The following is a 26,274-nucleotide window of genomic DNA, read 5'->3' as shown; positions in this document are numbered from 1 at the left end:
GTTTGCTCTTTGATTTTCATTGAGTATAAAGGATAATTTTCAAAAGAATGACAGGTGAGAATTAAAAATATGTAAGATTGGACAGATGTCTCTCTACCATCATCCATGCAGAAACAAGATTATATGAAATAAAAAGAGTAACCAATGTCCGGAAACTATTCAACACGTGAATTCCGCGAGAAACTATATGATGACCTTCATGTTCGATTAAGAGATACATTGATTTTGATGTGTGCGATTTTTATTGCCTCTATAGGTCTAAATATGAATTCAACAGCTGTCATTATTGGAGCCATGCTGATTTCCCCTCTTATGACACCGATTGTTGGACTGGGATTCGGTTTAGCTATTTTTGATACGCGTTTAATCAAGCAATCTCTAGAGGTTTTATTTACTCAAGTATTGGTCAGTTTGCTTGTCTCGACACTGTATTTCTGGATTTCCCCCTTATCTTATGCAAGTAGCGAGTTGATTGCACGAACCTCTCCAACCATTTGGGATGTTCTCATTGCTATCGCGGGTGGGATAGCAGGTTTCATTGGTTCAAGGAAAAAAGAAGCAAACAATATCGTACCAGGAGTAGCCATTGCAACAGCTCTGATGCCACCTATCTGCACTGCAGGATATGGTTTAGCTAATGGAAATGTACGATTTTTATTTGGGGCTCTTTATCTTTTCTTGATCAACTGTGTCTTTATCATGCTAATCAACATTGTTGGAACAAGAATTTTTATGAGAAAATCTCCCTTAAGTTCATTTAATGAGCTAAACATTAAAATGAAAATTGGGTTGATATCCTTGATTGTATTATTGGTCCTTCCAGCCAGCTATTCAGCAGTCACTCTGACGATGGATCAAGCGCGAAAAGAAGGGATCAAACAGTTTGTAGAAAATGAGTTCGCCAATCATACGGTCATTAATCAAGTCTACAAGTCAAGTAGCAATGAATTAGTCTTGACGGTTGTTGGAGATCCGATTTCAGAAGAAGAATTAGAAACACTCCACCAAAAACAAGCCTCTTACGGTATTCAATCTGTTCAATTGAAAGTGAATCAAGTTCAGAACTCGCCAACATTAGATAGTGAAGCGACCAAGGAATTTTATGAAAACATTGACAAGTATATTGATCAAAAACTCTCTGAAAAAGATTCACAAAACGATCTCGTAAAAGAAAATGAAGCAGACAAGGATTGAGGACAATGAACTGAATCGGTTTTTACGCCGTGTTTTTCTTGTATCTTCCTCTTTCTTACTTATAGCAGGTTGTTTTTGCTTGAATAAGAAATAAATTAGAAGTTCTATCATCTAAGAAAAATGATGAAAAAAATCATTTAACTAATGGTGTGAACGTTTAGTGTTTATCAGCTCCATTCTCTGTAATTTTGGGGGTAAAATCCACACCATTTAGATAAAATTAGTTGAATTTGATTGGAAAAACGCTTTTATAAAAGCGGAGAAAAGTCTTGATATTACGCTGTTTTTAGTCCAACTGAAATTCATACTTTCCAAACCAGGCTTGAAAAAAGCTCGTAAAGCATCACAATTTAGTAAACGTTAAAACTTATTTAAACTTATTGAAAGCATTTCGTATCAAAAATACGGGATGCTTTTTCTGTTCACCCCAAATTTTTGTAACTAGGTGATACTTGAAATTAATACAAATTTGGTTGTTTTTGATAAATCTAAGCAACACTAAATGATGAAGTGAAAGGGGATGAATCTTTGATAGTATTCATTTATTGTGAAATATGATATACTTATTAATTAGATGGATGAATACTTCTAGAGTTAAATATAGCATAATAGGGACAGACTTTTTGGTTTATTTTTGTTTGTAGTCGGATTATGAAAGAATATCCAATATTATGCGATAAGATAGAATGTTACAAAAAAGAAAGGGGATGCAATCCGATGAAGAAAGACAGATTAATTGTATTGACAGATGCTGTTCTAGCAATTATTATGACCATCTTGATTTTAGAGTTAGAAAAACCAACAACACCAAGTCTTGAAGCTTTTTGGGATTTACGGCAAAATTTCTTTGCTTGTTTTCTTTTCTTTTTCTGGTTGGGATCGTTATGGATGGCACTAAACACATTATGGGAAAAGGTTGAGAAAATTTCCTCAGAAATTATTTGGTGGAATTTGTTTCTACTCTTGGAGCGGCAGGAGTTCTCTTTGGAGAATTTCATGCCATCCAAGATACCAGTCTGAATGATGTGGTGGACCGGATCTATATAAATGTCAAGGATTTACCGTTTCAGTCCTTGGGAGCTTTAGCTAATATCCTGTCTGATGTTAAGAAGGGACTGATTCAAGACAGTCATATCTGGTCTTTCTTCCAGTCATTTTTCAAACAATATCAGTTGATAATCAGCTTAAATCAGATCTATCAGTTTGTCTATCTTTCTCTGATGGAGATCATGTCCTATCTTCACTTTGATTATTGGAAAAAACGGCTCGGTCAGGAGCTAGTATGAATAAGGAGAACAAATGAGACGTTTAAAAATGTTATGGCATATTATACAGGTTACGGGTTTTACTCGGTTTGCTCTGAGTTTTGTGACCTTTGTTTTTGGGTCAGGAGGCGTGCTTTTCCTAGTTGAACCTGCTATCACAAATTACGGAGACGGTCTTTGGTATGCTTTTGTGACTTCGACGACTGTCGGCTACGGGGATCTCCTAGCTGTGACCTTGATTGGAAGGATTACCAGTGTCTTCTTGACGATTTATGGGCTCATATTTTTTGGCTGTTTATCAGCTGTTATTATTAATTATTATACCGATTTAAATAAGGAAAGAGGAGAGGACAAATGACTGCCAATTATTCAACACGGGAATACCGTGAGAAATTATATGATGATCTTCATGTTCGATTAAGAGATACAGTGATTTTGATGTGTGCGATTTTTATTGCCTCTATAGGTTTAAATATGAATTCAACAGCTGTCATTATTGGAGCCATGCTGATTTCCCCTCTTATGACATCGATTGTTGGACTCGGATTTGGTTTAGCTATTTTTGATACGCGTTTAATCAAGCAATCTTTAGAGGTTTTATTTACTCAAATATTGGTCAGTTTGCTTGTCTCGACTTTGTATTTCTGGATTTCCCCCTTATCTTATGCAAGTAGCGAGTTGATTGCACGAACCTCTCCAACCATTTGGGATGTTCTCATTGCTATTGCTGGTGGGATAGCAGGTGTAATTGGGTCAAGGAAAAAAGAAGCAAACAATATCGTGCCAGGAGTAGCCATTGCAACAGCTCTGATGCCACCTATCTGTACTGCAGGATATGGTTTAGCTAACGGAAATGTACGATTTTTATTTGGGGCTCTCTATCTTTTCTTGATCAACTGTGTCTTTATCATGCTAGCCAACATTATTGGAACAAGAATTTTGATGAGAAAATCTCCCTTAAGTTCATTTAAAGAGCTAAATATTAAAATGAGAATTGGCTTGATCTCCTTGATTGTATTATTGATTCTTCCAGCTAGTTATTCAGCAGTCACTCTGACGATAGATCAAGCGCGAAAAGAAGGAATCAAACAGTTTGTAGGAAAAGAGTTCGCCAATCATACGGTCATTAATCAAGTCTACAAGTCAAGTAGCAATGAATTAGTCTTGACAGTTGTTGGAGATCCGATTTCAGAAGAAGAATTAGAAACCATTCGCCAAAAACAAGCCTCTTACGGTATTCAATCTGTTCAATTGAAAGTCAAGCAATTCAACAATTCGACAAAATTAGATAGTGAGACGATCAAGGAATTTTACGAAAACATTGACAAGTATATCGATCAAAAACTCTCTGAAAAAGATTCACAAGATGACATCGTAAAAGAAATTGAGGCAGACAAGGACTGAGGATAGTCAACTTATCTAACTCGAGGAAGCAAATCTTGGGAGGATATCCTATATCCAAAAGTTAGTGGATAGAAAGGATCGTTGATGAGGATACATTTGTGGAAGTTTGACCAATCACTAATAGCTCAGGCTACATAAAAAAGCAACAACGTTTTCAGTTGTTGCTTTTTTATGTAGCTGGAATTTTTATCCCAGGTTTTATCGTTTATTTTTCAACTCGTGATTTGTTGGCGATATCAGCAAGAATCAATTCTACAAATGCATCTACTGGCATGGTTTTTGTTTCTTTTTGACCATAGCGGCGAACGTTTACGGCTTGCTCTTCCATTTCCTTATCACCAACGATTAATTGGTAAGGAATTTTTTGAGTTTGTGATGCACGGATCTTGAACTGCATTTTTTCATTGCGCTCATCCACATCGGCACGAACACCACGGTCACGGAGTTTCTTAGCTACTTCCCAAGCGTAGTCCACGTGTTTTTCGTTAGAAACTGGGATAAGAGTTACTTGGTGAGGGGCAAGCCATGTTGGGAAGGCACCCTTGTAGTTTTCAATCAAGATAGCTGTGAAGCGTTCCATAGTTGAGATAACACCACGGTGAATCATAACTGGACGGTGTTCTTCACCATCAGCTCCGATGTATTTAAGGTCGAAGCGTTCTGGAAGCAAGAAGTCAAGCTGGATGGTAGAAAGAGTTTCTTCTTTACCAAGGGCAGTCTTAACTTGGATATCCAATTTTGGTCCGTAGAAGGCTGCTTCCCCTTCAGCTTCAAAGTAGTCAAGTCCCATGTCATCCATAGCTGATTTCAACATACGTTGAGCATTTTCCCACATTTCATCATTATCAAAATATTTGTGAGTATCTTGAGGATCACGATATGATAAACGGAAACGATAGTCAGTCAAGTTGAAATCTTCGTAAACATCTATAATCAATTGAAGCGTACGTTGGAACTCATCTTTAATTTGTTCAGGTGTTACGAAAGTGTGACCGTCATTAAGTGACATTTCACGTACACGTTGAAGCCCTGTGAGAGCACCAGATTTTTCATAGCGGTGCATCATACCGATTTCAGCAATACGGATTGGCAATTCACGGTAAGAGTGAACGTGGTGTTTAAAGACTTCGATATGGTGAGGACAGTTCATTGGACGAAGAACGAATTCTTCCCCATCACCCATATCCATAGTTGGGAACATATCTTCACGGTAGTGATCCCAGTGACCAGAAGTCTTGTAAAGTTCTACTGAGGCAATTGGTGGAGTGTAGACGTGTTGGTAACCAGCAGCGATTTCCTTGTCGACGATGTAGCGCTCCAATTCACGACGGATAGTAGCCCCATTTGGCAACCAGAATGGAAGCCCTTGACCAACCTCTTGAGAAATCATGAAGAGATCAAGCTCTTTACCAAGTTTACGGTGGTCACGTTCTTTGGCTTCTTCACGCATTTGAAGGTAGTTTTTCAAGTCTTTCTTGTCGAACCAAGCTGTACCGTAAATACGTTGCATCATAGCATTGTCGCTATTTCCACGCCAGTAGGCACCAGCTACATGGAGAAGGTGGAAGATTTGGATGCGGCCTGTTGATGGGACGTGTGGGCCACGGCAAAGGTCCACGTATTCACCTTGACGGTAGATGGTCAAGCCACCCTCGTCTTCTGAGTGCTCCTCAATCAATTCCAATTTATATGGGTCGTTCTTGAAGATTTCACGCGCCTCGTCTTTAGTCACTTCCTCACGAATAGATGGGAAGTTTTCTTTAACGATTTTTTGCATTTCTTCTTCGATACGAGGAAGATCTTCGTTAGAGATTTGACCAGCTTGGTTATCAGTATCGTAGTAGAAACCATCTTCGATAGCTGGACCAACCCCCAAGTGAATGTCTGGGAAAAGGCGACGAGCGGCTTGTGCAAACAAGTGTGCAGCTGAGTGACGCAAGATGTCAAGAGCGTCTTCGTGATCAGGTGTCACGATTTCAATGCTTCCATCTTCAGTGATCGCACGAGTAGTGTCGATGAGTTTGCCGTTGAATTTACCAGCAAGAGTTTTTTTAGCTAGAGAATTGCTGATGGATTGAGCAATTTCAAAAGTTGTAACGCCAGATTCGAATTCACGAACAGCGCCATCTGGGAAAGTAATTTGAATCATGATTTTCTCCTTATATTGGTTATCCATTATTTATAAAGCAGAGGTGTTTCCCTATTTTGCAGTCTTAAATCAAGAAAAACAAAAAGCGACATCCTAAAAAGGACGTCGCAACGTGGTTCCACCTTCATTTATGTTCCTCAAAAAAGAGGGACACCTCTGATTGGCTCTAACGTGGCCACCGTTTTATGTTTGCATAAAAGTCAGTAGAGTAGTATCAGTTTAGGCTTCCTATGCGTTCTCAGCAACCACGCACTCTCTGGTAGAAAGGGGCTAAGTGACTTGTCTCTATGCATTATTATAGCATGATTGTGAGATTTTTCAAGGATTTTGTGAAAGTTTTTCCTTTTCAGTTTTTGCACTAGATTCTTAATAGCTACACCGACAGCCATACCCGCGAGGGCAAAGATTTCATAGGCTAGGAAGTAGAGAAGGATAAATTCTCCGAAAGTAATGATGGTAAAGCAAAAGAGCAAGCCAACTTCAATTAACCACCAAACTGAGAACTTGAAACGATAAGAGTAGAATAGTGATACTATGAAAGTCACCAGTGGAGAGAAGATAATAACGTTGCCGATGGTGAGCTCCTTCAAGATATAGTTTTCAGTAATAGTCCATAATAACAGCTCATAAAGTGGCCAATAAAAGAAAAATATGACCAGATAGTAGGGGAGATATTGCGAGAATTTACGCATGGTAATCACCTCTCTTTTCAAGATGTCAACTTAGATATCCTTCCTATAACTATTATAGCACTTTTGCGGTAAGAATGGTAAATCAGTTGACAAAGAACTTAGTTCTTGGTAGAATAAGAAATGTCGTAAAGACAAATAACTTCTTCTTGGTTACAGGCATGCCAACCTGTCACTCGGATGAAGCCAAATAAAAAGGAGAAACATCATGGCAATCTCAAAAGAGAAAAAAAATGAAATCATTGCACAATATGCACGTCACGAAGGTGATACAGGTTCAGTAGAGGTTCAAGTTGCTGTCCTTACATGGGAAATCAACCACCTTAACGAACACATCAAACAACACAAAAAAGACCACGCTACTTACCGTGGATTGATGAAGAAAATCGGTCGCCGTCGTAACTTGCTTGCATACTTGCGTAAAAACGACGTTAACCGTTACCGTGAGTTGATCAACTCTCTTGGACTTCGTCGCTAATTCAAGATACAAAGGCCGTCAAAAGCATAAAGCAAAAATAGGAAAATTGACGAAGAAACTTCAGTTTCTAGGAGATTTTATCTTTTTTGCCAAGTGCTTAGGCCGTGTTCAATTGAGCATATCTTGAAAATAAGGCTACTCTAGTTGAGTAGCTTTTTATTTTTGTCACCTTACCTCGATATACTCAAGTATGTTCTTCGGTTACGGTTCCTAGCACTGTAAGGTAAAATAAATCAGAATGATCTCCCTTCGGGGAGATTTTTTGTTTTACTAACATTTTTGTACAATCTTTGGCTTGCCGTATAGTCTACAAACGTTTTATCCAGCAAGAATCAAGCTCTCTGACTTCAGGGAGCTTTTTTATTGAGGTTTTATCGGCCACAATTTTGGAGACTACAAAAACTAGTCTCTGATAAAGCTTTCATAATGGCAAGTTTTATCGGCCACAATTTTGGAGACTACAAAAACCTCAAATGGTAGTAGTCTGCAAGACCCTCAAATGGTAGTAGTCTGCAAGACCCTCGGAGAGCCCACACTTTACGAAGTAAAGTATAGTATGTTATACTTTACATGGAAGTAGTCACCGAATTCCAGTTAGAAATTACTTTGTAACTACGTTTTGAGGAGGAGTAAAATGCTTTCCTACGTTCGACATTACCCATTAGCGATAGCTAAATTAATGTGTCTGTGCTCTCCTAAAATCTGCTGATTTATTACTGACTAATACAGGAGGTTTTTATGGGACAGACAATCATATCTGCTATTGGTGTTTATATTTCCACCAGTATCGATTATTTAATTATTTTACTTATTTTATTTGCACAGCTATCACAGAATAAACAAAAATGGCATATTTATGCGGGGCAATATCTAGGCACAGGCTTACTTGTAGGGGCGAGTTTAGTTGCTGCTTATGTCGTTAATTTCGTGCCTGAAGAATGGATGGTTGGATTGCTTGGTTTAATCCCTATCTATTTAGGGATTCGCTTTGCAATTGTTGGAGAAGGTGAGGAAGAAGAGGAAGAAATTATTGAAAGATTAGAACAAAGCAAGGCAAATCAACTGTTTTGGACAGTTACATTGTTGACAATTGCGTCTGGCGGAGATAATTTAGGTATCTATATACCTTATTTTGCTTCGTTAGATTGGTCACAGACACTCGTGGCGTTGCTTGTGTTTGCAATCGGCATAATTATCTTTTGCGAGCTTAGTCGTGTGCTATCCTCTATGCCGTTAATATCCGAGACAATTGAAAAATATGAGCGAATCATTGCGCCCTTAGTATTCATTCTACTTGGACTATACATCATGTATGAAAATGGCACGATAGAGACTTTTCTGATCGTGGAGATTTTTTAGTTTACTAGGATTTTAGCCCGATCTCAAATTAGCCCTCTGGCTTCAGAGGGCTTTTTTGTGTGCATTTTTCTAGTCTTGCTCATGATTTAGAAATGTGGTATACTGTTTATTAAAATTGTCAAAATTTTTAATTTTATTAAGGGAGAGTTTTATGATTTCCAAATCTTCTGGAAGCCATCAAAACCTGCGGTATGTTTTTCTCCTATCTCTGTTGCTCGGAACTTTGGGAGTTTCTCTATTTTTGGCTGTTTCTATGGGTTCAGTTCAAATTAGTTTGAGTGATACCTATCGGATTATATTGAGTAAGATGGGAGCTCCGTTGGATATAGGAGACCTTTCGAAGTCGACACTTGCGATTGTCTGGAATATGAGATTGCCACGGGTTTTTCTTGCTTTAATAGTTGGGGCAGGCCTTTCCATGTGTGGCAGTGTTATGCAGTCAACAGTCAATAATCCAATCGCAGAGCCCTATGTGTTAGGAATTTCTGCTGGGGCAACCTTTGGTGCGACTTTGAGTATTATTCTTGGGTTTAAGGTCATGATTGGTCTAGGCTCTTTCCTTGGAGCGATTTTAGCAACACTTGCAGTCCTTCTGATCGCTTCCATGCAAGGCAGGATGACAACTTCCAGCCTGATTTTATCAGGAACGGTCGTGAATGCACTATTTTTGGCTTTTTCAAATTTTATTATCTCAATTGGCGCTAATGCAGATAGTGTTATGACTATCAAGTTTTGGACCATGGGTTCCTTAGCGGGAACCTCCTGGGCTCACTTAACTTTGCCAACAGTAGTAGTGGGAATAGCTTTCTTATTTTTCTCTACCCAATACCGTGTTTTTAATGCCATGATGATGGGTGATGAGGCAGCCTTGACTTTGGGGATTCCTCTACGTTTTTACTGGTATCTCTATGTGGCTATTGTGGCTGTGCTGACAGCTATCTTGGTATCGACCTGTGGAATTATCGGCTTCGTTGGTCTTATTACCCCACATTTGGCGAGAAGTTTGGTGGGTACAAACTACAGAAGGCTTTTTCCGATAGCAACCTTACTCGGCGCCCTCTTTGTCGTTTGGGCAGATGTCTTTGCTCGAGTTTTGATTCAAAATGCTGAACTACCGATTGGAATTTTCACAGCCCTAGTAGGTGCACCTTTCTTTATCTACATGGTTGCAAGTAGACGAAGGGAGGTGAGAGTCTGATATGGACTTAATGTGTCAGGACATTCACTTTGGAATCGGAGAAAAAAAGATTCTTAAAGGAGTCTCACTTAAACTTGAGGGCAACCAATTTCATACTATTTTAGGACCCAATGGCAGTGGGAAAACAAGCCTACTGAAACTCCTCTATCGACAGGAAAAGCCTGATCAGGGCCTGATTTCCCTTGATGGGAAACCCTTGGACCAAATGAGCGTTAAGGAAACGGCAAAACAGATGGCCGTCATCACGCAGTTTAATCAACTCCAGTTTGATTGCACGGTTGAAGAAATTGTTATGCTGGGTAGAACGCCCCATCTCTCTTTCTTACAAAAGGAAAAAGAAAAAGACTTTGCCTTGGTTGAGGATGCTTTGGTCAAGGTAGATCTGCTTGAAAAGAGAAATCGACTCTACTCTTCTTTGTCAGGAGGAGAGAAACAACGGGTTTTATTGGCACGCGCCTTGGCCCAAGAGCCGACCCTCTTGCTCTTAGATGAACCGACCAATCATTTGGATATCAAGTATCAGCTAGACTTATTGACCATTGTCAAAAATCTTCAGATCAATGTGCTAGCTGTCTTGCATGATATTCAGCTGGCTTGTCGCTATTCAGACTATCTCTATCTAATGAAAGAAGGGGAGATTGTTTACCAAGGGACTCCAAAAGAGACCATCACACCCGAGTCATTGCAGGCTGTCTATGGCGTTCAAAGTAAGGTAACTTGGACAGAAGATCAGCAAGCCATGATTCACTATTTATAAATATTAAAAAGGAAAAGAAAAACATGAAAAAATCACTCAGTATTTTGCTCGTAACAGTAGCTACCTTATCTTTGGTAGCTTGTGGTAACGCATCTAAAGAAACAGCAACGGCACCAGCTACAACAGAAGCTAGTCAAAAAGCTACTACAGAAACCAGCTATCCCGTAACCATCAAAACGTATGATGCTAAAGGAAATGAAGTCGAACAAGTCTTTGAAAAGGCACCTGAAAAGGTCATCACCAACAATCTTTCAACAACTGAAATCCTACTTGAACTCGGTTTGAAGGATAAAATTGCCGGTATGCTCAATCCTGATAATGCTGTAACTGGTAAATACAAGGAAGCCATTGAAGCTATCCCCCACATTGGCGATAAAAAATCTGTCTCACAAGAAACAGTTCTTTCTTATGAACCTGATGCCTTGATGGGACGCAACATGATGTTCTCTGAAAAGTCAATGGGAACTATTAGTGCTTGGAACGAAAACAAAATCCCTGTTTATACGCAAAAAGCTTCACTTTCAACTATCCAACAAGATTTAGGAAATATTGTAGAAGATGTGAAAAATCTTGGTACCATTTTCAATGTCCAAGACAAGGCTAACCAATATGCCGAACAATTACAAGCTAAAATCGATGCGGTTAAAAAAGCCAACCCAGAAACACAAGGTGAAAAGAAAAAGGCTTTGATTATGGTGGCCTACAATGACGAAACCTTTGGTGCTTACAAGTCAGCCCTACAAGAAAGTTTGCTCAACCAACTTGGTTATACCAATGTCGCAACAGGAACATCTGGTTTGACCTTGGAAAATCTAGTATCAATGGATCCAGAGTTGATTATCTATGTAACCAGCGACCGCAATCAAAAGTTGGATGAAAAAGCAGTGGATTTGATGAAGGCAAATGCTGTTTTGGAAAATGTCCCAGCAATCAAGAATCAAAAAATCATGACCATCTCTTACGATGAGTTGATGGACTACGGTCCAGCAGTAATTGATTCACTTGAAAAAATCAATGACTTTATCAAGAAATAAGGAGTTTAACTGGGAAGGGATTCAGGTTAGGGTCAGCCTTCCTTCAAACTATGATCCTCAACAAGCCTATCCAGTTGTGCTTTTAAATGATGGGGAACTAGACTATTTGTCAGACCTATCTCAATCTGTAATTTTGGTGGGTTTGATTCCAGAAAATCGCTTGAATGACTTTACACCCTGGCAGTCTGATGCATTGAAAGAAGGGGCACCAGACTTTGGTGGGAAGGTAGACGACTACCATCAAAAGCTCTTTCAAGGAATTTTAAAAATTCTAAAGAAAGACTACTTGATTGATGAAAGTAGGATTGCTTATGGTGGCTATTCGCTGGGGGGGCTTGCTGCTGTCTATAGTCTCTATAGCAATAATCTTCCTGTGACCTGTATCTTTTCTATCTGTGGTTCTTTCTGGTATCCAGACTTTACAGATTTTTGCAGGGAACATACCTTGATGCAGAGCCAAAGCCTGATTTATCTGCAAAATGGTCAGACAGAAGGTGCCAATCATTCCAATCGTCTGTCTAAGGCTCCCCTTTTTGCAAGTGATATTCATAATCTAATTTCAGAGAAAGTTCCCTCAGCTTATTCCACCTTTGATGCTTATGGGCATCATGAAGCTCTCGACCAACGCTATCAACATTTTTGTGATTGGCTAACGAAAGAGTGGAAGCTTACGTAAAAATCTAGTACTCTTTGTTCATGATGGACAGAGAGTATTTTCCTTATCTTTAATCGGGTATGTTTTGAAATTTCCGTGGGTTTATCTAAACCGAAAGTTTAACTGAAATGCATCAAAATGTGGTATAATGAGTAGATAGATAGAATCGAGGATATTATGTCATTTACGAAATTTAAGTTTAAAAAATATATAGAAGAAGCCTTGGAGGAGTTGAAGTTTACCACTCCAACAGAGGTGCAAGATAAGTTAATTCCTATTGTCCTGGCAGGTCGTGACTTGGTTGGTGAATCAAAAACAGGTTCAGGGAAAACTCATACCTTCTTGCTTCCAATTTTCCAACAGTTGGATGAAGAGAGCGATAGCGTGCAGGCAGTTATCACAGCTCCGAGTCGTGAGTTAGCAACACAGATTTATCAAGCTGCTCGTCAAATTGCAGGCCACTCGGATGTAGAAGTACGTGTCGTTAACTATGTTGGGGGTACAGACAAGGCGCGTCAGATTGAAAAACTTGCCAGCAATCAGCCCCATATCGTCATCGGAACACCAGGTCGTATCTATGATTTGGTAAAATCAGGCGATTTGGCTATCCACAAGGCTAAGACCTTTGTAGTCGATGAAGCTGACATGACCTTGGATATGGGATTCTTGGAAACAGTTGATAAGATTGCAGGAAGTCTTTCGAAAGACTTACAGTTTATGGTCTTTTCAGCGACTATCCCACAAAAACTGCAACCATTCTTGAAAAAATACTTGTCTAATCCAGTTATGGAAAAAATCAAGAACAAAACAGTTATCTCAGATACCATTGATAACTGGTTGATTTCGACCAAGGGACGAGACAAGAACGCTCAGATTTATGAGTTGACTCAAGTCATGCAGCCATACTTAGCCATGATTTTTGTCAATACTAAGACACGGGCAGATGAATTGCATACATACTTAACAGCCCAAGGCTTGAAGGTTGCTAAGATTCATGGGGATATTGCTCCTCGTGAACGTAAACGGATCATGAATCAGGTCAAAAATCTTGATTTTGAGTATATCGTAGCAACTGACCTGGCTGCGCGTGGGATTGACATCGAAGGTGTCAGCCACGTTATTAATGATGCCATTCCTCAAGACTTATCCTTCTTTGTTCACCGTGTTGGACGAACTGGACGTAATGGTCTACCAGGAACAGCTATTACCCTCTATCAGCCTAGTGATGACTCAGATATTCGTGAGTTGGAAAAACTAGGAATCAAGTTTACTCCTAAGATGGTTAAAGACGGGGAGTTCCAAGATACTTATGACCGTGACCGCCGTGCTAATCGTGAGAAGAAACAGGAAAAACTGGACATCGAAATGATTGGCTTGGTTAAAAAGAAAAAGAAAAAAGTCAAGCCAGGCTATAAGAAAAAAATCCAGTGGGCTGTCGATGAAAAACGCCGTAAAACCAAGCGTGCTGAAAGTCGTGCCCGTGGACGTGCAGAGCGTAAGGCAAAACGTCAAACATTTTAAAAATGAAACAGTAGAACCAGTGGTTTTACTGTTTTGGATAGTTCTACATCTGGATTGTCAGAATTCATAAGTAGATGATGTTAAAAACTTAAAATTTAATCAGATCATTCTTTTAAATTTCTGAAGTTTATAATATACTTAAATTAAAAGTAGATTATTGGAGAAGGTAAATGAAAATAAAAATGAAAGACTTTATTGCTGGGATTGGTGAAATAAATGTTATTGTTTATTTGATATATGTGTGTACTGGTCTCGCTCCTCTCTTTCATATATTGGTCATCGGTTCAGAAGTGAGTACTGGAAAAATAGTTTTAACTATCTTAGGCATACTTTATGCTATCTTTTTAACGATTGCTAGAATTTATCGAAAGTTTTTCTGGTAAGAATTATCATGAAATATTAAAATCCCATCAGAAATTCTCTGATGGGATTTTAGACTTTAATATTATGATTTTACTCCCACTCAACAGTTGCAGGTGGTTTACTTGTAATATCGTAGACGATGCGGTTAACGTGGTCGACTTCGTTTACGATACGAACTGATATTTTCTGGAGAACTTCCCAAGGAATCTTAGCGAAGTCTGCAGTCATTCCATCGATAGAAGTGATAGCACGGATAGCGATGGTGTAGTCGTAAGTACGGCCATCTCCCATAACACCTACTGAACGAACGCCAGTGTTAACAGTGAAGTATTGCCAGATGTCGCGGTCAAGGCCAGCTTTAGCGATTTCTTCACGAAGGATAGCGTCTGATTCACGAACTGTTTCAAGTTTTTCTTCAGTGATTTCTCCCATGACACGGATAGCAAGTCCTGGTCCTGGGAATGGTTGGCGCCACACGATGTGGTCTGGCATACCAAGTTCTGTACCAAGGGCACGAACTTCATCTTTGTAAAGAGTGTTGAGTGGCTCGATAAGTTCAAACTGCATGTCTTCTGGAAGTCCACCAACGTTGTGGTGAGACTTGATGGTTTGAGCAGTATCCGTACCAGACTCAATCACGTCAGTATAAAGAGTTCCTTGAGCAAGGAATTTCACGTCTGTTAGCTTGCTTGCTTCATCATCAAAGACATAGACAAACTCGTTACCGATAATCTTACGTTTTTGTTCAGGATCAGATACACTAGCAAGTTTATCCAAGAAACGTTTAGCAGCATCTGCTTTAACGATATTCAAACCAAACTTACCACCAAGCATATCCATAACTTGATCAGCTTCCCCTTTACGGAGAAGACCGTGGTCTACAAAAATACAGATTAATTGATCCCCGATGGCTTTTTGGAGAAGAACCCCAACAACAGAAGAGTCAACACCACCAGAAAGTCCTAGGAGAACACGTTTGTCTCCAACTTTCTCACGGATTTGTTTGATTTGCATCTCGATGAAGTTATCCATTGTCCAGTCGCCTTTGGCACCACAGATGTTCAAGGCAAAGTTACGGAGGATATCATAACCGTGTACTGAGTGGCGAACTTCAGGGTGGAATTGGATACCATAGATTTTCTTGTCTGGATTTTCAATAGATGCGTAAGGACAGTCAGCAGAAGTTCCAGTACGGACAAAATCAGCAGGAATTTCTGTAACAGCATCCCCATGGCTCATCAAGACCAGTTGCTCATCTGGAGTACCCGCAAAAAGAGCTGATTCTGTGTGAGTCAATGTTGATTGACCGTATTCACGGTTACCAGCATCGCCTGCAGGAACAACCTTACCACCAAGCTTGTGAGTCAATAGCTGCATACCGTAGCAGATTCCTAAAATTGGAATTCCAAGTTCAAAAATCTCTGAATCAATATCAAATGATCCTTCTTCATAAACAGAGTTTGGACCACCTGAAAGTACAATCCCGATAGGATTGATAGCGCGGACTTCGTCAGCCGAAATCTTGTGACTTTTTAGTTCTGAAAAGACACCAATCTCACGGATACGACGTGAGATGAGTTGATTGTACTGGCTACCATAGTCCAGTACGATGATCTTTTCGACATCTTGCAAATCAGTTGAAATGTTGCTCATCTTTTCCCTTTCTTAAAAGAAATATCTTCTTGAATATTCTATCATAAAAGGGTTAGAATTACCAACCAAACAAGTGCGGTTTGACTTTTCCCTATGAGATAGGGTACAATGGAAAAAATAAAGAAAAGAAGTGATCAAGCATGTTACCAGCTTATATGAAAATCCACGACCAAATCAAGAAAGACATTGATGAGGGAAGTTGGAAAATTGGGGAAAGACTTCCAAGTGAGCGAGATTTAGCTGAGGAATTTGAAGTTAGCCGTATGACTCTGCGTCAAGCCATCTCCCTTTTAGTCGAGGAGGGGGTCTTGGAGCGTCGTGTGGGCAGTGGGACCTTTGTTTCTAGTACTCGTGTTCAGGAAAAAATGCGTGGGACAACTAGTTTTACGGAGATTGTAAAAGCTCAGGGTAAAACACCATCGAGTCATCTGATTTCCTATCGTCGAACGATCCCTAATGAGCAAGAAGTTGAAAAATTAGGGATCAAGGCCACTGAAAATATTATCCGGATGGAACGTGTTCGTTATGCAGATCAAGTTCCTGTAGTCTACGAGGTAGCTTCTATTCCTGAGAAATTTATCAAAAAATTTAAGAAAGAAGAAGTAACCAAGCACTTCTTTCAAACCTTGCAGAAACATGGTTATCGGATTGGTAAATCTCACCAGACTATATATGCTCGCTTAGCCAAGGAAAAAATTGCTCATTATCTGGAAGTGGAAAAGGGGCATGCAATTTTAGGGCTTACTCAAGTTTCTTACTTTGATGATGGTACAGCTTTCGAGTATGTAAAGAGCCAATACGTCGGAGAACGTTTTGAGTTTTATCTAGAAAATAATTAGTTTTAACAATACTCTTGAAGTAAAATCAGATCTACTTTAAGAGTTTTTTATTTGGTTTGGATTAGAAAATATTTTCCTTCTGAGAAAAATAGTAATCATACGAGTATTTTTCAAAGATTCGTGTTATAATAGTTAGGTTATATGGTCCCGATAAGGTGGTAGTGAAGGTCGTTTATCGATTCTCTACCAGTACTTTGTAACTCTATAACGAATATTTTTTAAGGGGGGACATTTTTATGTCAGAACGTAAATTATTCACGTCTGAATCTGTATCTGAGGGGCATCCAGATAAGATTGCAGACCAAATTTCAGATGCTATCTTGGATGCTATTTTAGAGCAAGATCCAGAAGCCCACGTTGCTGCTGAAACAGCTGTTTATACTGGTTCAGTTCATGTTTTTGGTGAAATTTCAACCAATGCCTATGTAGATATTAACCGTGTGGTACGTGATACGATTGCAGAGATTGGCTATACCAACACTGAGTATGGATTCTCAGCTGAAACAGTAGGAGTTCATCCATCATTGGTAGAGCAATCTCCTGATATCGCCCAAGGGGTTAATGAAGCCTTGGAAGTTCGTGGAAACGCAGATCAAGATCCACTTGATTTGATTGGAGCTGGAGACCAAGGTCTCATGTTTGGTTTTGCGGTTAATGAAACTGAAGAACTCATGCCATTGCCAATCTCACTCAGCCACAAGTTGGTTCGTCGTTTGGCAGAGCTCCGCAAATCTGGTGAAATTAGCTATCTTCGTCCAGATGCCAAATCTCAAGTCACTGTTGAATATGATGAAAATGACCAGCCAGTGCGCGTGGATACAGTCGTTATTTCAACTCAACACGATCCAGAAGTTAGCAATGAACAAATCCATGAAGATGTGATTAACAAGGTTATCAAAGAAGTGATTCCAGCTTCTTATCTTGACGACGAAACTAAATTCTTCATCAATCCAACAGGTCGTTTCGTTATCGGAGGACCTCAAGGAGACTCAGGTTTGACTGGTCGTAAGATTATCGTGGATACTTATGGTGGTTACTCACGTCACGGTGGTGGTGCCTTCTCTGGTAAGGATGCGACTAAGGTTGACCGTTCAGCTTCTTATGCAGCTCGCTACATTGCCAAAAACATCGTTGCTGCAGGTCTGGCTAAGAAAGCAGAAGTTCAATTGGCTTATGCCATTGGTGTAGCCCAACCTGTATCTGTTCGTATCGATACCTTCGGTACTGGAACAGTAGCTGAAAGCAAGCTTGAAAAAGCAGCGCGTCAAATCTTTGACCTTCGTCCAGCAGGAATCATCCAAATGCTTGATCTCAAACGTCCAATCTACCGTCAAACAGCGGCTTATGGACACATGGGACGTACAGATATCGATCTTCCATGGGAACGCTTGGATAAGGTTGACGCCTTGAAAGAAGCAGTTAAATAATATTAAAAAAGATTGGTACAACTACCAATCTTTTTGCATATAAAATCAGTTGTTAAACTGATTCAGAACGAAGACAAACGTCATTTTTGGCGTTTGTATTTTTCTGTTTTCAAAAATATGTTGTCTCATCATCTGATATTCCATTCAAAAATCGGATTTAGAACAAAATAAAAAGGGATATTCTCTATCCATTTCACCAGTTTTTTGATATTTAAGCATGCCAAAGTAAGCCCAACCTGATCCTCCATTTTGGACTTTCCTTTCTCTCTAGTGTATCTTAAATTATGGTACTCCTTAGCCGTCCCAAAGAGCCGTTCAATTGTTTCTTTGCGCTTCTTATAGAGTTCTTTCATTTCTCTTTGGTGACGAATCTCCTCACAAAATTCAAGGGCATCTTTCCAGACATGTCTCGTTACTACTTTTTGATGATTTTGGCTGTGGGTACAAACGGATAATAAAGGACAGGCAACACATACTTTGGGATTACTCTTATACTCACGGTAGCCTTCTCGAGTGGTAGTGCGATAGTTTAATACTTGATTTTCTGGACAGACATAACAATCATCACTTGCATCATAAACAAACTGACTAGGTCTTAAGTTCCCCTTTACTCCCTTTGGACGAGTATAAGGGAAGACAGGAATGATATTACGTTCTAATAAATAATGAGCAATAGTTGGGGTTTTGTAGCCTGAATCCGCAATTATATAGCGTGGGGAGAAAGGCTCTAACTTTGAAAATAAGGCAGGGAAAGCCTGACTGTCATGAACATTTCCTGCTTCAACCGTATAAGATAAGGCCCAACCATGCTTATCACAAGCAACTTGGGCAGAATAGGCAAATACTTCCTTGTGTTCGCCCTTGTGAAACCAACCACACTCGGGATCTGTTGTTGAGATTTTCTTTTCCTTAGCCTCACTTTCTTTTGCGGGCTTTAAGGACTTTTTTGCGTGTTTTTTCCGATCTAAATCAATCTCAACTGCCAATTGTTCACTCATAAATTTAGCTTGTTGCTCTACCATTTCCTTACGATACTTGTGACTATTAGCCGCTGCTTTGATATGGGTACCATCCACAAATATTTCAGAAGGATCAATTAAACCTGCATACAAAGCTTGATTGAGAACTTGGGAAAAAATCTCAGAAATGAGTTCTTTATCTTGAAAACGACGACTGTAATTTTTCCCATAGGTAGTAAAATGAGGAACCTTATCATCTAAAGTTAGTCCGAGAAACCAACGATAGGCCACGTTTACTTCAATCTCTTTCATAGTTTGGCGCATGGAACGGATACCATAAAAACATTTAATCAAAGGAATTTTGACTAACATGACGGGATCAAGACTAGGACGACCGTTATTTGGACTATAGGTATCTTCTACCAAATCATAAATAAAGTCAAAATCAACTTTTGAATCAACTTGTCGAAGAAAGTGATCTTTAGGGACCAATTCGTCTATTGTATAGAAACCATATTGCTTACGATTATAATCAGGTTTTTCTTTGTGAAACATAGGGAACACCTCACAACTCTTCTTACCTCTATTATACGACTTTACACAAAGAAAAGCCCTTAGAAACTTTAGTTCCAAGGACTTTGTCTTCTATCTGAATCAGTTGTTAAACTGATTTTTATTTTGTTGGGATTGAGATTTCAATCAATTTTTCAGAGTAGAGGGTCTTGATATTAGCTTCATCGATATTTTGCTTGTCAATCTTACGATTTAAGAAAAATTCTTGGATTTTCTCCATCTCTTTTTCGCGGATAGCGCGATGTTTATTTGAAATGAGGATTTCGTAATGAAGCGGTGCCTGGGTAAAAATAACATCTGTATTACCCGCAGAATAAACCTCTACAAGTGTTGCATCGGTGCTTTCTAACTGACTTTTAACAAGTTGCGAGTGTGAATTAGTAGTGTTGATGAGCTTCATAGGGTTTCCTCCTGAGTTTCTATGTCTATTATAGCACTTTTTGGAAAAATTGGGAAAGTTAACTTAAATTTGATGTTGTTTTTTCCAAGATTCGATAGCCCATTTATGACTTCCACGTTTGAGGATAGCAATAGCTTCATCAATTGGGAACCAGGCTAGATGATTGAAGTCTTCCAAGGGTTTTTGAACTTCTTGGAAAGAAGTTGCTTCGTAGAGATAGGCTGGATTGTAGTAGTGAGTATCGCGATGGCTAGAATAAAAATATTCGTCAGCCTGACCATAATAGCTACCGATTTCAGCCGTAAAGCCTAATTCTTCAATCAATTCTCGTTTGAGAGCTTCAAAGTGGTCTTCACCTTCTTCGATTTCGCCACCTGGCAAGAACCAAGCACCATTTGGAGCTTGAACGAGGATAATCTTTTCATGTTTTGAATCAGGAATGACTGCATAAACACCGTAGCGAGTCTTGTAGGTTACGCCCTCTTTTTTTTCTCCAAAGGTTGGATTTGTCATAAATTTCTCCTTTATGTGTGCGCTTTCTTACTATAATAGTAAAGAATGCTCTTACTGTCAAGTAAGAACATTCTTTTAGTATGTGGAATTAGTCATTTGAGTCAACTGTTTCCAATTTATTTTTTGATTTAATCATGATTTTACCATTGCTAGTCATGACGGCTTTGAGGTTTTTCTCGCTTGGATTTTCAAGGTAATAGTCTGTAATCGCATCTTCGATATAATCTTGGATTGTACGACGGAGCGGGCGAGCTCCCATTTTTGGATCATAACCAAGGTCTACGAGTTTCTCTTTAACCTTATCTGTCACATCTAAATGGATGTTATTACTTGAGAGTCGTTTATTGACATCATCTAACATGAGGTCAACGATTTGAAGGAGATTTTCCTTGCTGAGAGCCTTGAATTCGATAATGCCATCAAAACGGTTCATAAATTCTGGACTAAAGAAGTTGCCTAATTCCCCAAGGACAGAGTTAGTACGGCCTTCTCTAGCAGCACCAAATCCAACACTAGCTTCTGCCTTACCTGTACCTGCATTTGAGGTCATGATAATGATGGCGTCTTTAAAGCTAACAGTACGACCTTGACCATCCGTTAAGCGCCCGTCATCTAAGACCTGAAGGAACATATGCATGACATCTGGATGGGCTTTTTCAACCTCGTCTAGGAGGATCAGTGAGTAGGGGTTACGACGAACTTTTTCAGTCAATTGTCCAGCTTCATCATAACCTACGTATCCCGGAGGGGCACCAACGAGTTTAGCAACGCTGTGTTTTTCCATGTATTCGCTCATATCAAAGCGAATCATACTATCAGCAGAACCAAAGAGTTCGATGGCCAGTTGTTTAGAAAGTTCTGTTTTACCGACACCTGTAGGACCAACAAAGAGGAAGCTACCAATTGGACGATTTGGAGAACCAAGACCAACACGGTTACGACGGATAGCCTTAGCAATCTTATCTACAGCATCGTCTTGGCCAATAACATGAGCCTTGAGGTCATCTGCTAGATTGATAAGTTGAGACTGTTCTTTTTCTTTGAGATCACCAACTGGGATATTGGTCTTTTGTTCGATGATGTGTTCAATTGTTTTTTCACTGATGATTGGGGTATCCTGATCCGTTACCTTGGTTTTTTGCATTTCCTTATACTTGGCAATCTGATCACGGAAGTAGGCCGCTTTTTCAAAGTCTTCATCACGAGTTGCCTGAGTTTTAAGATTTTCTGCTTCGATTAAGCGTTGGTCGATGACCTTAGGATCTACAAAATTCAAGGTTAAGTTCATTTTTGAACCAGCTTCATCTAGAAGATCAATGGCCTTGTCTGGCAAGAAACGGTCTTGGATGTAGCGGTTTGAAAGAGTAGCAGCTGCTTCGATAGCGCCGTCAGTATAATGAACGTGGTGGTAATCTTCGTATTTCTTTTGGATACCTTTCAGGATAATAATGGTTTCTTCAACGGTTGGTTCATCAACTTTAACAGGTTGCATACGGCGCTCAAGGGCAGCATCTTTTTCGATGATGCGATATTCATTGAGGGTAGTAGCACCAACCAGTTGGAGTTCGCCACGTGCAAGAGCTGGTTTGAGGATATTTCCTGCATCCATATTGCCATCTCCTGCAGAACCAGCTCCAACAATCTCATGAATCTCGTCAATGAAGAGGATGATATCATCGCGTTTGCGAATTTCCTCCATGAGTTTTTGCATGCGTTCTTCAAACTGACCACGAATACCTGTGCCTTGGACAAGACTAACGACATCTAAGCGAATAACTTCTTTCCCTTGCAGTTTATGAGGGACATCACCGTCTACAATTTTTTGAGCTAAGCCTTCAACAACAGCGGTCTTACCAACACCAGGTTCTCCAATAAGGACTGGGTTGTTTTTTGTTCTACGGTTAAGAATTTCAATGACGCGGATGATTTCCTCGTCACGACCGATAACAGGGTCAACATTTCCACGACGAGCAATCTCAGTTACATTGATACCGTATTCTTCCAAAAGTCCTTTTTCTTGGCTAGGTGGGGGAGTTTGAACTGGTTCACGATTTTGAGGGCCGTAACCACCATTACCACCGTAACCGCCGCCTGACTGGGTTGGGGGGATATTGTTGTTATTAGAAGAAGGTCTAAAGTTGTTGAGATCGTTAAAGAAGTCTCCAAAGGGATCAAAATCACGGTTGTTTAAATCTGTAATTCCTTTAAATAAGCTATTGTTAGGATCAGTTTTGATAATTTTGTAGCAATTTTGACAGAGATCGATTTGCTTTTGTTGACCATTGAGATTGGTATAAAGATGGATTGTTGAGTCATTGATTTTGCAGTTTTGACAGAGCATACCGCCACCTCATTTCTTTCTTAGCACTGACTAAATCTGAAAGGTCAAAAATAGTCAAATGACTGTATAGTTTCATTATATCATGATTATTGGTCAATTCAAGTAAAAAGATTGGGTATTAGCACTTTTAACGATAGAGTGCTAATGTTTTTTAAATCTTTTAAACTAGGTCAGCATCACTTGAGTTAGTCTTTTTACGGATCGCATCAGTTTTTTCTAATTTAAAAGTAAAATTAAGAGCTACTTCTAGCTAATTTTTGATTTTTCATTGAGTTCGCTTAAATATAGTTAAGTCTTGAGTATAAGAAAAAAATCCAATTTGTCATGCAAAAAGGATTCTCGTTGGTGAAAGGCGGTGGGACAGAAATCGATAGACAAAGTCTCGATTTCGTAGTCCCAGCCCCGCGAAGATGATTAGGAGTTTTGGGAGTCTAAAAGACGAACGAAAAGTCCAATCAGCTACCGCGTCAAAGTTTGATTGCTAATAAAAAGTGAGGTCGGGATCTTTTGTCCCAACCTCTGTATATCTATTATTAGTATAGAAGTTCGTAAATTTCCATCGCAATCAAGTCGATGCTGTCAAAAGTATATGTTTCACGAGCTTCAACATCACGAAGTGTAAAGATTGGGCCATTTTCTTCATCATGGTTAAAAGCAACTTCAGCTACAACAACTCCCTCGCGTTCAAAGTTACGTTTTAAGTTACCACCATCTTTTGTCATTGCTTCTAGGCGGTTGATGATTCTAACCAAATGTGATTCCATTTTGATTCTCCTCCATTTCTTATCGTTACTATTTTACCATAAAGAGTATCCACTTGACTAGAAAAAACTAAGATTTCTCGCTATTTCTGTTTTCTTTGAAATTTTATTGAAAATGAAAGGAAAAAGATTGAATTTTTATTCAAAACATGTTATACTCATACAAGTTTTAAGTTAGAAATTAGAAAGTAGTGGATTTATGAATTTTTCTTTTTTACCTAAATATCTGCCATATTTTAACTATGGTGCTCTTGTAACAGTCTTGATCTCTGTTTTGGTTGTCTTTTTTGGGACAATTTTAGGGGTAGTCTTGGCTTTTGCTCAACGTTCTAAAATAAAGCCCATATCTTGGCTTGCCAATGTTTATATTTGGATTTTCCGTGGAACACCTATGATGGTACAGATCATGATTGCTTTTGCTCTTATGCATATCAATGCTCCGACAATTCAGATTGGAGTTTTGGGAGTTGATTTTTCACGTTTGATTCCAGGTATTATCATTATCTCTATGAATAGTGGTGCCTATGTATCAGAAACAGTTCGTGCTGGTATCAATGCAGTACCTAAAGGACAATTAGAGGCGGCTTACTCTCTAGGGATTCGTCCTAAAAATGCCATGCGCTATGTCATCTTGCCACAGGCTATCAAGAATATCTTGCCAGCCTTGGGGAATGAGTTTATTACCATTATCAAGGATAGTTCACTCTTGTCAGCAATCGGTGTCATGGAATTGTGGAATGGAGCTACTACGGTGTCAACAACCACCTACTTGCCTTTAACTCCACTCTTATTTGCAGCCTTTTACTACTTGATTATGACCTCTATCTTGACACTAGCCTTGAAAGCTTTTGAAAATCGTATGGGACAAGGAGAGAAAAAATAATGACTGAAACGCTTATAAAAATTGAAAACCTTCATAAAAACTTTGGGAAGAATGAAGTTTTAAAAGGGATTGATCTTGAAATCAAAAAAGGGGAAGTTGTGGTGATTATCGGACCATCTGGGAGCGGTAAGTCAACCCTCCTTCGCTCTATGAATCTCCTTGAAGAAGCGACAAAAGGAAAGGTTATCTTTGAAGGAGTAGACATTACAGATAAGAAAAATGACCTCTTTGCCATGCGTGAAAAGATGGGAATGGTTTTCCAACAGTTCAATCTCTTCCCTAATATGACAGTGAAGGATAACATCACGCTTTCTCCTATCAAGACCAAAGGAGAAAGTAAGGAAGTTGCTGAGAAGAGAGCGCATGAGCTCTTGGAAAAGGTTGGTTTACCAGATAAGGCAGATGCTTATCCACAAAGTTTGTCTGGTGGGCAGCAACAACGTATCGCTATTGCTCGTGGTCTTGCCATGGAACCAGATGTCCTACTCTTTGATGAACCGACTTCTGCCCTAGACCCAGAAATGGTAGGGGAAGTACTAGCGGTTATGCAAGAACTTGCTAAGTCAGGAATGACCATGGTCATCGTGACGCATGAGATGGGCTTTGCGCGTGAAGTGGCAGACCGTGTCATCTTTATGGCTGACGGTGTTGTTGTCGAAGATGGAACTCCAGAGCAAGTCTTTGAACAAACCCAAGAACAAAGAACCAAGGATTTCTTGAGTAAGGTTTTGTAAGAATATCATGAAAAGCTCCAAGTGGGCTTTTTCTTATAGTTTCAGACTATAAGGTCTCTTAGGTAAGAAGTGTTAGAGGGACAAGTGTTTTTTTGATATAATAGAAGATATTTGTTAGAAAAGAGAAAACACATGACACAGATTATTGATGGCAAGGCTTTAGCAGCCAAGCTACAAGGACAATTGGCTGAAAAGACTGCGAAATTGAAGGAAGAGACAGGTTTGGTGCCTGGTTTGGTGGTTATTTTGGTTGGGGACAATCCAGCCAGTCAGGTTTACGTTCGTAACAAGGAACGTTCAGCGATAGCTGCAGGTTTCCAAAGTGAAGTTGTGCGAGTTCCTGAAACCATTACCCAAGAGGAATTGTTGGATTTGATTGCCAAATACAATCAAGATCCAGCTTGGCATGGTATTTTGGTGCAGTTACCATTACCAAAACACATCGATGAAGAAGCTGTTTTATTGGCTATTGATCCAGAAAAGGACGTGGATGGTTTTCATCCGCTCAACATGGGGCGCCTTTGGTCTGGTCATCCAGTTATGATCCCTTCAACTCCAGCTGGCATCATGGAAATGTTTCACGAGTATGGGATTGAACTAGAAGGTAAGAATGCAGTTGTCATTGGTCGTTCTAATATTGTCGGTAAACCAATGGCCCAGTTGTTATTAGCTAAGAATGCAACTGTAACCTTGACCCACTCACGAACACACAATCTTGCCAAGGTAGCTTCTAAGGCGGATATTCTTGTCGTAGCAATCGGTCGTGCTAAGTTTGTGACTGCTGACTTTGTCAAACCTGGAGCAGTTGTCATTGATGTGGGGATGAACCGAGATGAAAATGGCAAGCTCTGTGGCGATGTTGACTATGATGCTGTTGCGCCAATCACTAGCCATATCACACCTGTACCTGGTGGAGTTGGGCCTATGACCATTACCATGCTGATGGAGCAGACTTATCAGGCTGCATTGCGTAGTTTGGATAGATAATACAAGCATTGATTTTATATAGTGAAGAAACAAGTTCTAAAAAATGAACTTGTTTTTTCTTGCACTTCTTTTAATAAAATTACAGTAAAACTTCTACAAATTATTGAAAAAACTCTACTATTTTGATATATTAAAAGC

The 26,274-nt window shown here is 39.5% G+C and carries 26 protein-coding genes; 18 read left to right on the top strand and 8 right to left on the bottom strand.

The window, feature by feature from the left end; translation table 11 throughout:
* Nucleotides 1-144 precede the first annotated feature (144 nt).
* From O3611_RS00420 to O3611_RS00400, 5 genes are all read left to right on the top strand, one after another.
* The gene (locus tag O3611_RS00420; RefSeq protein WP_153225430.1) at nt 145-1,194 is read left to right on the top strand and encodes a DUF389 domain-containing protein; all 1,050 of its coding nucleotides are present in this window, start codon (nt 145-147) and stop codon (nt 1,192-1,194) included.
* A gap of 717 nt (nt 1,195-1,911) precedes the next feature.
* Nucleotides 1,912-2,214 carry a TMEM175 family protein gene (locus tag O3611_RS00415; protein WP_075231213.1) on the top strand — a complete coding sequence of 101 codons (303 nt, stop codon included), beginning with the start codon at nt 1,912-1,914 and terminating at the stop codon, nt 2,212-2,214.
* Nucleotides 2,139-2,480, top strand: a complete 342-nt coding sequence (locus O3611_RS00410; protein WP_000397556.1) for a hypothetical protein — start codon at nt 2,139-2,141, stop codon at nt 2,478-2,480. Before O3611_RS00415 ends, O3611_RS00410 begins: the two co-directional genes overlap by 76 nt.
* A gap of 13 nt (nt 2,481-2,493) precedes the next feature.
* Nucleotides 2,494-2,817, top strand: coding sequence for a potassium channel family protein (locus O3611_RS00405; protein ID WP_001253404.1), 324 nt, complete (start codon nt 2,494-2,496; stop codon nt 2,815-2,817).
* Entirely contained in the window at nt 2,814-3,863 is a 1,050-nt protein-coding gene (locus O3611_RS00400) for a DUF389 domain-containing protein (RefSeq protein WP_371607458.1), read from the top strand. Before O3611_RS00405 ends, O3611_RS00400 begins: the two co-directional genes overlap by 4 nt.
* Nucleotides 3,864-4,068: 205 nt before the next feature.
* On the opposite strand, the gene thrS is transcribed toward O3611_RS00400, so the two are convergent.
* On the bottom strand, nt 4,069-6,012 hold the full coding sequence (gene thrS, locus O3611_RS00395) for a threonine--tRNA ligase (protein ID WP_371607457.1): 1,944 nt from the start codon (nt 6,010-6,012) through the stop codon (nt 4,069-4,071).
* 200 nt (nt 6,013-6,212) lie between these two features.
* On the bottom strand, nt 6,213-6,704 hold the full coding sequence (locus tag O3611_RS00390) for a hypothetical protein (RefSeq protein ID WP_371607456.1): 492 nt from the start codon (nt 6,702-6,704) through the stop codon (nt 6,213-6,215).
* 205 nt (nt 6,705-6,909) lie between these two features.
* Between O3611_RS00390 and rpsO the strand changes: the two genes are divergently transcribed.
* The 8 genes from rpsO (at nt 6,910) to O3611_RS00350 (ending at nt 14,086) form a co-directional block, all read left to right on the top strand.
* Nucleotides 6,910-7,179 carry a 30S ribosomal protein S15 gene (rpsO, locus tag O3611_RS00385; RefSeq protein ID WP_001018251.1) on the top strand — a complete coding sequence of 90 codons (270 nt, stop codon included), beginning with the start codon at nt 6,910-6,912 and terminating at the stop codon, nt 7,177-7,179.
* A gap of 738 nt (nt 7,180-7,917) precedes the next feature.
* The gene (locus tag O3611_RS00380; RefSeq protein ID WP_371607455.1) at nt 7,918-8,538 is read left to right on the top strand and encodes a CadD family cadmium resistance transporter; all 621 of its coding nucleotides are present in this window, start codon (nt 7,918-7,920) and stop codon (nt 8,536-8,538) included.
* Between the two features lie 151 nt (nt 8,539-8,689).
* Complete coding sequence (locus O3611_RS00375) at nt 8,690-9,736, top strand: FecCD family ABC transporter permease (protein ID WP_371607454.1); 1,047 nt, start codon at nt 8,690-8,692, stop codon at nt 9,734-9,736.
* A 1-nt stretch (nt 9,737) separates the two neighbouring features.
* Complete coding sequence (locus O3611_RS00370) at nt 9,738-10,493, top strand: ABC transporter ATP-binding protein (RefSeq protein ID WP_371607453.1); 756 nt, start codon at nt 9,738-9,740, stop codon at nt 10,491-10,493.
* 23 nt (nt 10,494-10,516) lie between these two features.
* On the top strand, nt 10,517-11,527 hold the full coding sequence (locus O3611_RS00365; protein ID WP_371607452.1) for an ABC transporter substrate-binding protein: 1,011 nt from the start codon (nt 10,517-10,519) through the stop codon (nt 11,525-11,527).
* The gene (locus tag O3611_RS00360) at nt 11,508-12,203 is read left to right on the top strand and encodes an alpha/beta hydrolase-fold protein (RefSeq protein ID WP_075231219.1); all 696 of its coding nucleotides are present in this window, start codon (nt 11,508-11,510) and stop codon (nt 12,201-12,203) included. The genes O3611_RS00365 and O3611_RS00360 overlap by 20 nt, the downstream gene beginning before the upstream one ends.
* 156 nt (nt 12,204-12,359) lie before the next feature.
* Entirely contained in the window at nt 12,360-13,703 is a 1,344-nt protein-coding gene (locus tag O3611_RS00355; RefSeq protein ID WP_371607451.1) for a DEAD/DEAH box helicase, read from the top strand.
* Between the two features lie 182 nt (nt 13,704-13,885).
* Nucleotides 13,886-14,086 carry a hypothetical protein gene (locus O3611_RS00350; RefSeq protein ID WP_316599594.1) on the top strand — a complete coding sequence of 67 codons (201 nt, stop codon included), beginning with the start codon at nt 13,886-13,888 and terminating at the stop codon, nt 14,084-14,086.
* 70 nt (nt 14,087-14,156) lie between these two features.
* Here O3611_RS00350 and guaA read toward each other — a convergent pair whose 3' ends face one another.
* The gene (gene guaA / locus O3611_RS00345) at nt 14,157-15,719 is read right to left on the bottom strand and encodes a glutamine-hydrolyzing GMP synthase (protein WP_371607450.1); all 1,563 of its coding nucleotides are present in this window, start codon (nt 15,717-15,719) and stop codon (nt 14,157-14,159) included.
* A 140-nt stretch (nt 15,720-15,859) separates the two neighbouring features.
* Between guaA and O3611_RS00340 the strand changes: the two genes are divergently transcribed.
* Together O3611_RS00340 and metK are read left to right on the top strand one after the other, a co-directional pair.
* On the top strand, nt 15,860-16,558 hold the full coding sequence (locus tag O3611_RS00340; RefSeq protein WP_371607449.1) for a GntR family transcriptional regulator: 699 nt from the start codon (nt 15,860-15,862) through the stop codon (nt 16,556-16,558).
* Nucleotides 16,559-16,794: 236 nt separating this feature from the next.
* Complete coding sequence (gene metK / locus O3611_RS00335) at nt 16,795-17,985, top strand: methionine adenosyltransferase (RefSeq protein ID WP_000003967.1); 1,191 nt, start codon at nt 16,795-16,797, stop codon at nt 17,983-17,985.
* A gap of 128 nt (nt 17,986-18,113) precedes the next feature.
* Here metK and O3611_RS00330 read toward each other — a convergent pair whose 3' ends face one another.
* The 5 genes from O3611_RS00330 to O3611_RS00310 form a co-directional block, all read right to left on the bottom strand.
* Complete coding sequence (locus tag O3611_RS00330; protein WP_371607448.1) at nt 18,114-19,499, bottom strand: IS1182 family transposase; 1,386 nt, start codon at nt 19,497-19,499, stop codon at nt 18,114-18,116.
* Between the two features lie 118 nt (nt 19,500-19,617).
* Nucleotides 19,618-19,917 carry a DUF1827 family protein gene (locus tag O3611_RS00325; protein WP_049528781.1) on the bottom strand — a complete coding sequence of 100 codons (300 nt, stop codon included), beginning with the start codon at nt 19,915-19,917 and terminating at the stop codon, nt 19,618-19,620.
* 63 nt (nt 19,918-19,980) lie between these two features.
* Nucleotides 19,981-20,430 (bottom strand): NUDIX hydrolase, encoded by a 450-nt coding sequence (locus O3611_RS00320; protein WP_371607447.1) that lies wholly within the window; start codon nt 20,428-20,430, stop codon nt 19,981-19,983.
* A gap of 88 nt (nt 20,431-20,518) precedes the next feature.
* The gene (locus tag O3611_RS00315; RefSeq protein ID WP_371607446.1) at nt 20,519-22,771 is read right to left on the bottom strand and encodes an AAA family ATPase; all 2,253 of its coding nucleotides are present in this window, start codon (nt 22,769-22,771) and stop codon (nt 20,519-20,521) included.
* Nucleotides 22,772-23,304: 533 nt separating this feature from the next.
* Entirely contained in the window at nt 23,305-23,535 is a 231-nt protein-coding gene (locus tag O3611_RS00310) for a DUF1797 family protein (RefSeq protein WP_000443576.1), read from the bottom strand.
* Between the two features lie 196 nt (nt 23,536-23,731).
* Between O3611_RS00310 and O3611_RS00305 the strand changes: the two genes are divergently transcribed.
* The 3 genes from O3611_RS00305 to O3611_RS00295 all read left to right on the top strand — a co-directional run bounded on the left by O3611_RS00305 (nt 23,732) and on the right by O3611_RS00295 (nt 26,136).
* Complete coding sequence (locus O3611_RS00305) at nt 23,732-24,415, top strand: amino acid ABC transporter permease (RefSeq protein ID WP_075231557.1); 684 nt, start codon at nt 23,732-23,734, stop codon at nt 24,413-24,415.
* Nucleotides 24,415-25,149 carry an amino acid ABC transporter ATP-binding protein gene (locus O3611_RS00300; protein ID WP_045762888.1) on the top strand — a complete coding sequence of 245 codons (735 nt, stop codon included), beginning with the start codon at nt 24,415-24,417 and terminating at the stop codon, nt 25,147-25,149. Before O3611_RS00305 ends, O3611_RS00300 begins: the two co-directional genes overlap by 1 nt.
* Nucleotides 25,150-25,281: 132 nt before the next feature.
* Complete coding sequence (locus O3611_RS00295) at nt 25,282-26,136, top strand: bifunctional methylenetetrahydrofolate dehydrogenase/methenyltetrahydrofolate cyclohydrolase (RefSeq protein WP_371607445.1); 855 nt, start codon at nt 25,282-25,284, stop codon at nt 26,134-26,136.
* The last annotated feature ends 138 nt before the right edge of the window (nt 26,137-26,274 follow it).

This window comes from Streptococcus sp. 27098_8_91 (genome assembly GCF_041432385.1).
Classification (GTDB): Bacteria; Bacillota; Bacilli; order Lactobacillales; family Streptococcaceae; genus Streptococcus.
The sequence above is the reverse complement of the archived record's forward strand: the minus strand, read 5'-3'. Positions and strand labels throughout refer to the sequence as shown.

Bases quoted from the DNA above. Each gene is read 5' to 3' on its own strand.
- O3611_RS00320 (WP_371607447.1), bottom strand. From the start codon at position 20,430: ATGACAAATCCAACCTTTGGAGAAAAAAAAGAGGGCGTAACCTACAAG.
- O3611_RS00375 (WP_371607454.1), top strand. From the start codon at position 8,690: ATGATTTCCAAATCTTCTGGAAGCCATCAAAACCTGCGGTATGTTTTT.
- rpsO (WP_001018251.1), top strand. From the start codon at position 6,910: ATGGCAATCTCAAAAGAGAAAAAAAATGAAATCATTGCACAATATGCA.
- O3611_RS00415 (WP_075231213.1), top strand. From the start codon at position 1,912: ATGAAGAAAGACAGATTAATTGTATTGACAGATGCTGTTCTAGCAATT.
- O3611_RS00315 (WP_371607446.1), bottom strand. From the start codon at position 22,771: ATGCTCTGTCAAAACTGCAAAATCAATGACTCAACAATCCATCTTTAT.
- O3611_RS00365 (WP_371607452.1), top strand. From the start codon at position 10,517: ATGAAAAAATCACTCAGTATTTTGCTCGTAACAGTAGCTACCTTATCT.
- metK (WP_000003967.1), top strand. From the start codon at position 16,795: ATGTCAGAACGTAAATTATTCACGTCTGAATCTGTATCTGAGGGGCAT.
- O3611_RS00380 (WP_371607455.1), top strand. From the start codon at position 7,918: ATGGGACAGACAATCATATCTGCTATTGGTGTTTATATTTCCACCAGT.
- O3611_RS00305 (WP_075231557.1), top strand. From the start codon at position 23,732: ATGAATTTTTCTTTTTTACCTAAATATCTGCCATATTTTAACTATGGT.
- O3611_RS00350 (WP_316599594.1), top strand. From the start codon at position 13,886: ATGAAAGACTTTATTGCTGGGATTGGTGAAATAAATGTTATTGTTTAT.
- O3611_RS00310 (WP_000443576.1), bottom strand. From the start codon at position 23,535: ATGGAATCACATTTGGTTAGAATCATCAACCGCCTAGAAGCAATGACA.
- O3611_RS00370 (WP_371607453.1), top strand. From the start codon at position 9,738: ATGGACTTAATGTGTCAGGACATTCACTTTGGAATCGGAGAAAAAAAG.
- O3611_RS00405 (WP_001253404.1), top strand. From the start codon at position 2,494: ATGAGACGTTTAAAAATGTTATGGCATATTATACAGGTTACGGGTTTT.
- O3611_RS00325 (WP_049528781.1), bottom strand. From the start codon at position 19,917: ATGAAGCTCATCAACACTACTAATTCACACTCGCAACTTGTTAAAAGT.
- thrS (WP_371607457.1), bottom strand. From the start codon at position 6,012: ATGATTCAAATTACTTTCCCAGATGGCGCTGTTCGTGAATTCGAATCT.
- O3611_RS00340 (WP_371607449.1), top strand. From the start codon at position 15,860: ATGTTACCAGCTTATATGAAAATCCACGACCAAATCAAGAAAGACATT.
- O3611_RS00360 (WP_075231219.1), top strand. From the start codon at position 11,508: ATGACTTTATCAAGAAATAAGGAGTTTAACTGGGAAGGGATTCAGGTT.
- O3611_RS00330 (WP_371607448.1), bottom strand. From the start codon at position 19,499: ATGTTTCACAAAGAAAAACCTGATTATAATCGTAAGCAATATGGTTTC.
- O3611_RS00420 (WP_153225430.1), top strand. From the start codon at position 145: ATGTCCGGAAACTATTCAACACGTGAATTCCGCGAGAAACTATATGAT.
- guaA (WP_371607450.1), bottom strand. From the start codon at position 15,719: ATGAGCAACATTTCAACTGATTTGCAAGATGTCGAAAAGATCATCGTA.
- O3611_RS00300 (WP_045762888.1), top strand. From the start codon at position 24,415: ATGACTGAAACGCTTATAAAAATTGAAAACCTTCATAAAAACTTTGGG.
- O3611_RS00295 (WP_371607445.1), top strand. From the start codon at position 25,282: ATGACACAGATTATTGATGGCAAGGCTTTAGCAGCCAAGCTACAAGGA.
- O3611_RS00355 (WP_371607451.1), top strand. From the start codon at position 12,360: ATGTCATTTACGAAATTTAAGTTTAAAAAATATATAGAAGAAGCCTTG.
- O3611_RS00390 (WP_371607456.1), bottom strand. From the start codon at position 6,704: ATGCGTAAATTCTCGCAATATCTCCCCTACTATCTGGTCATATTTTTC.
- O3611_RS00400 (WP_371607458.1), top strand. From the start codon at position 2,814: ATGACTGCCAATTATTCAACACGGGAATACCGTGAGAAATTATATGAT.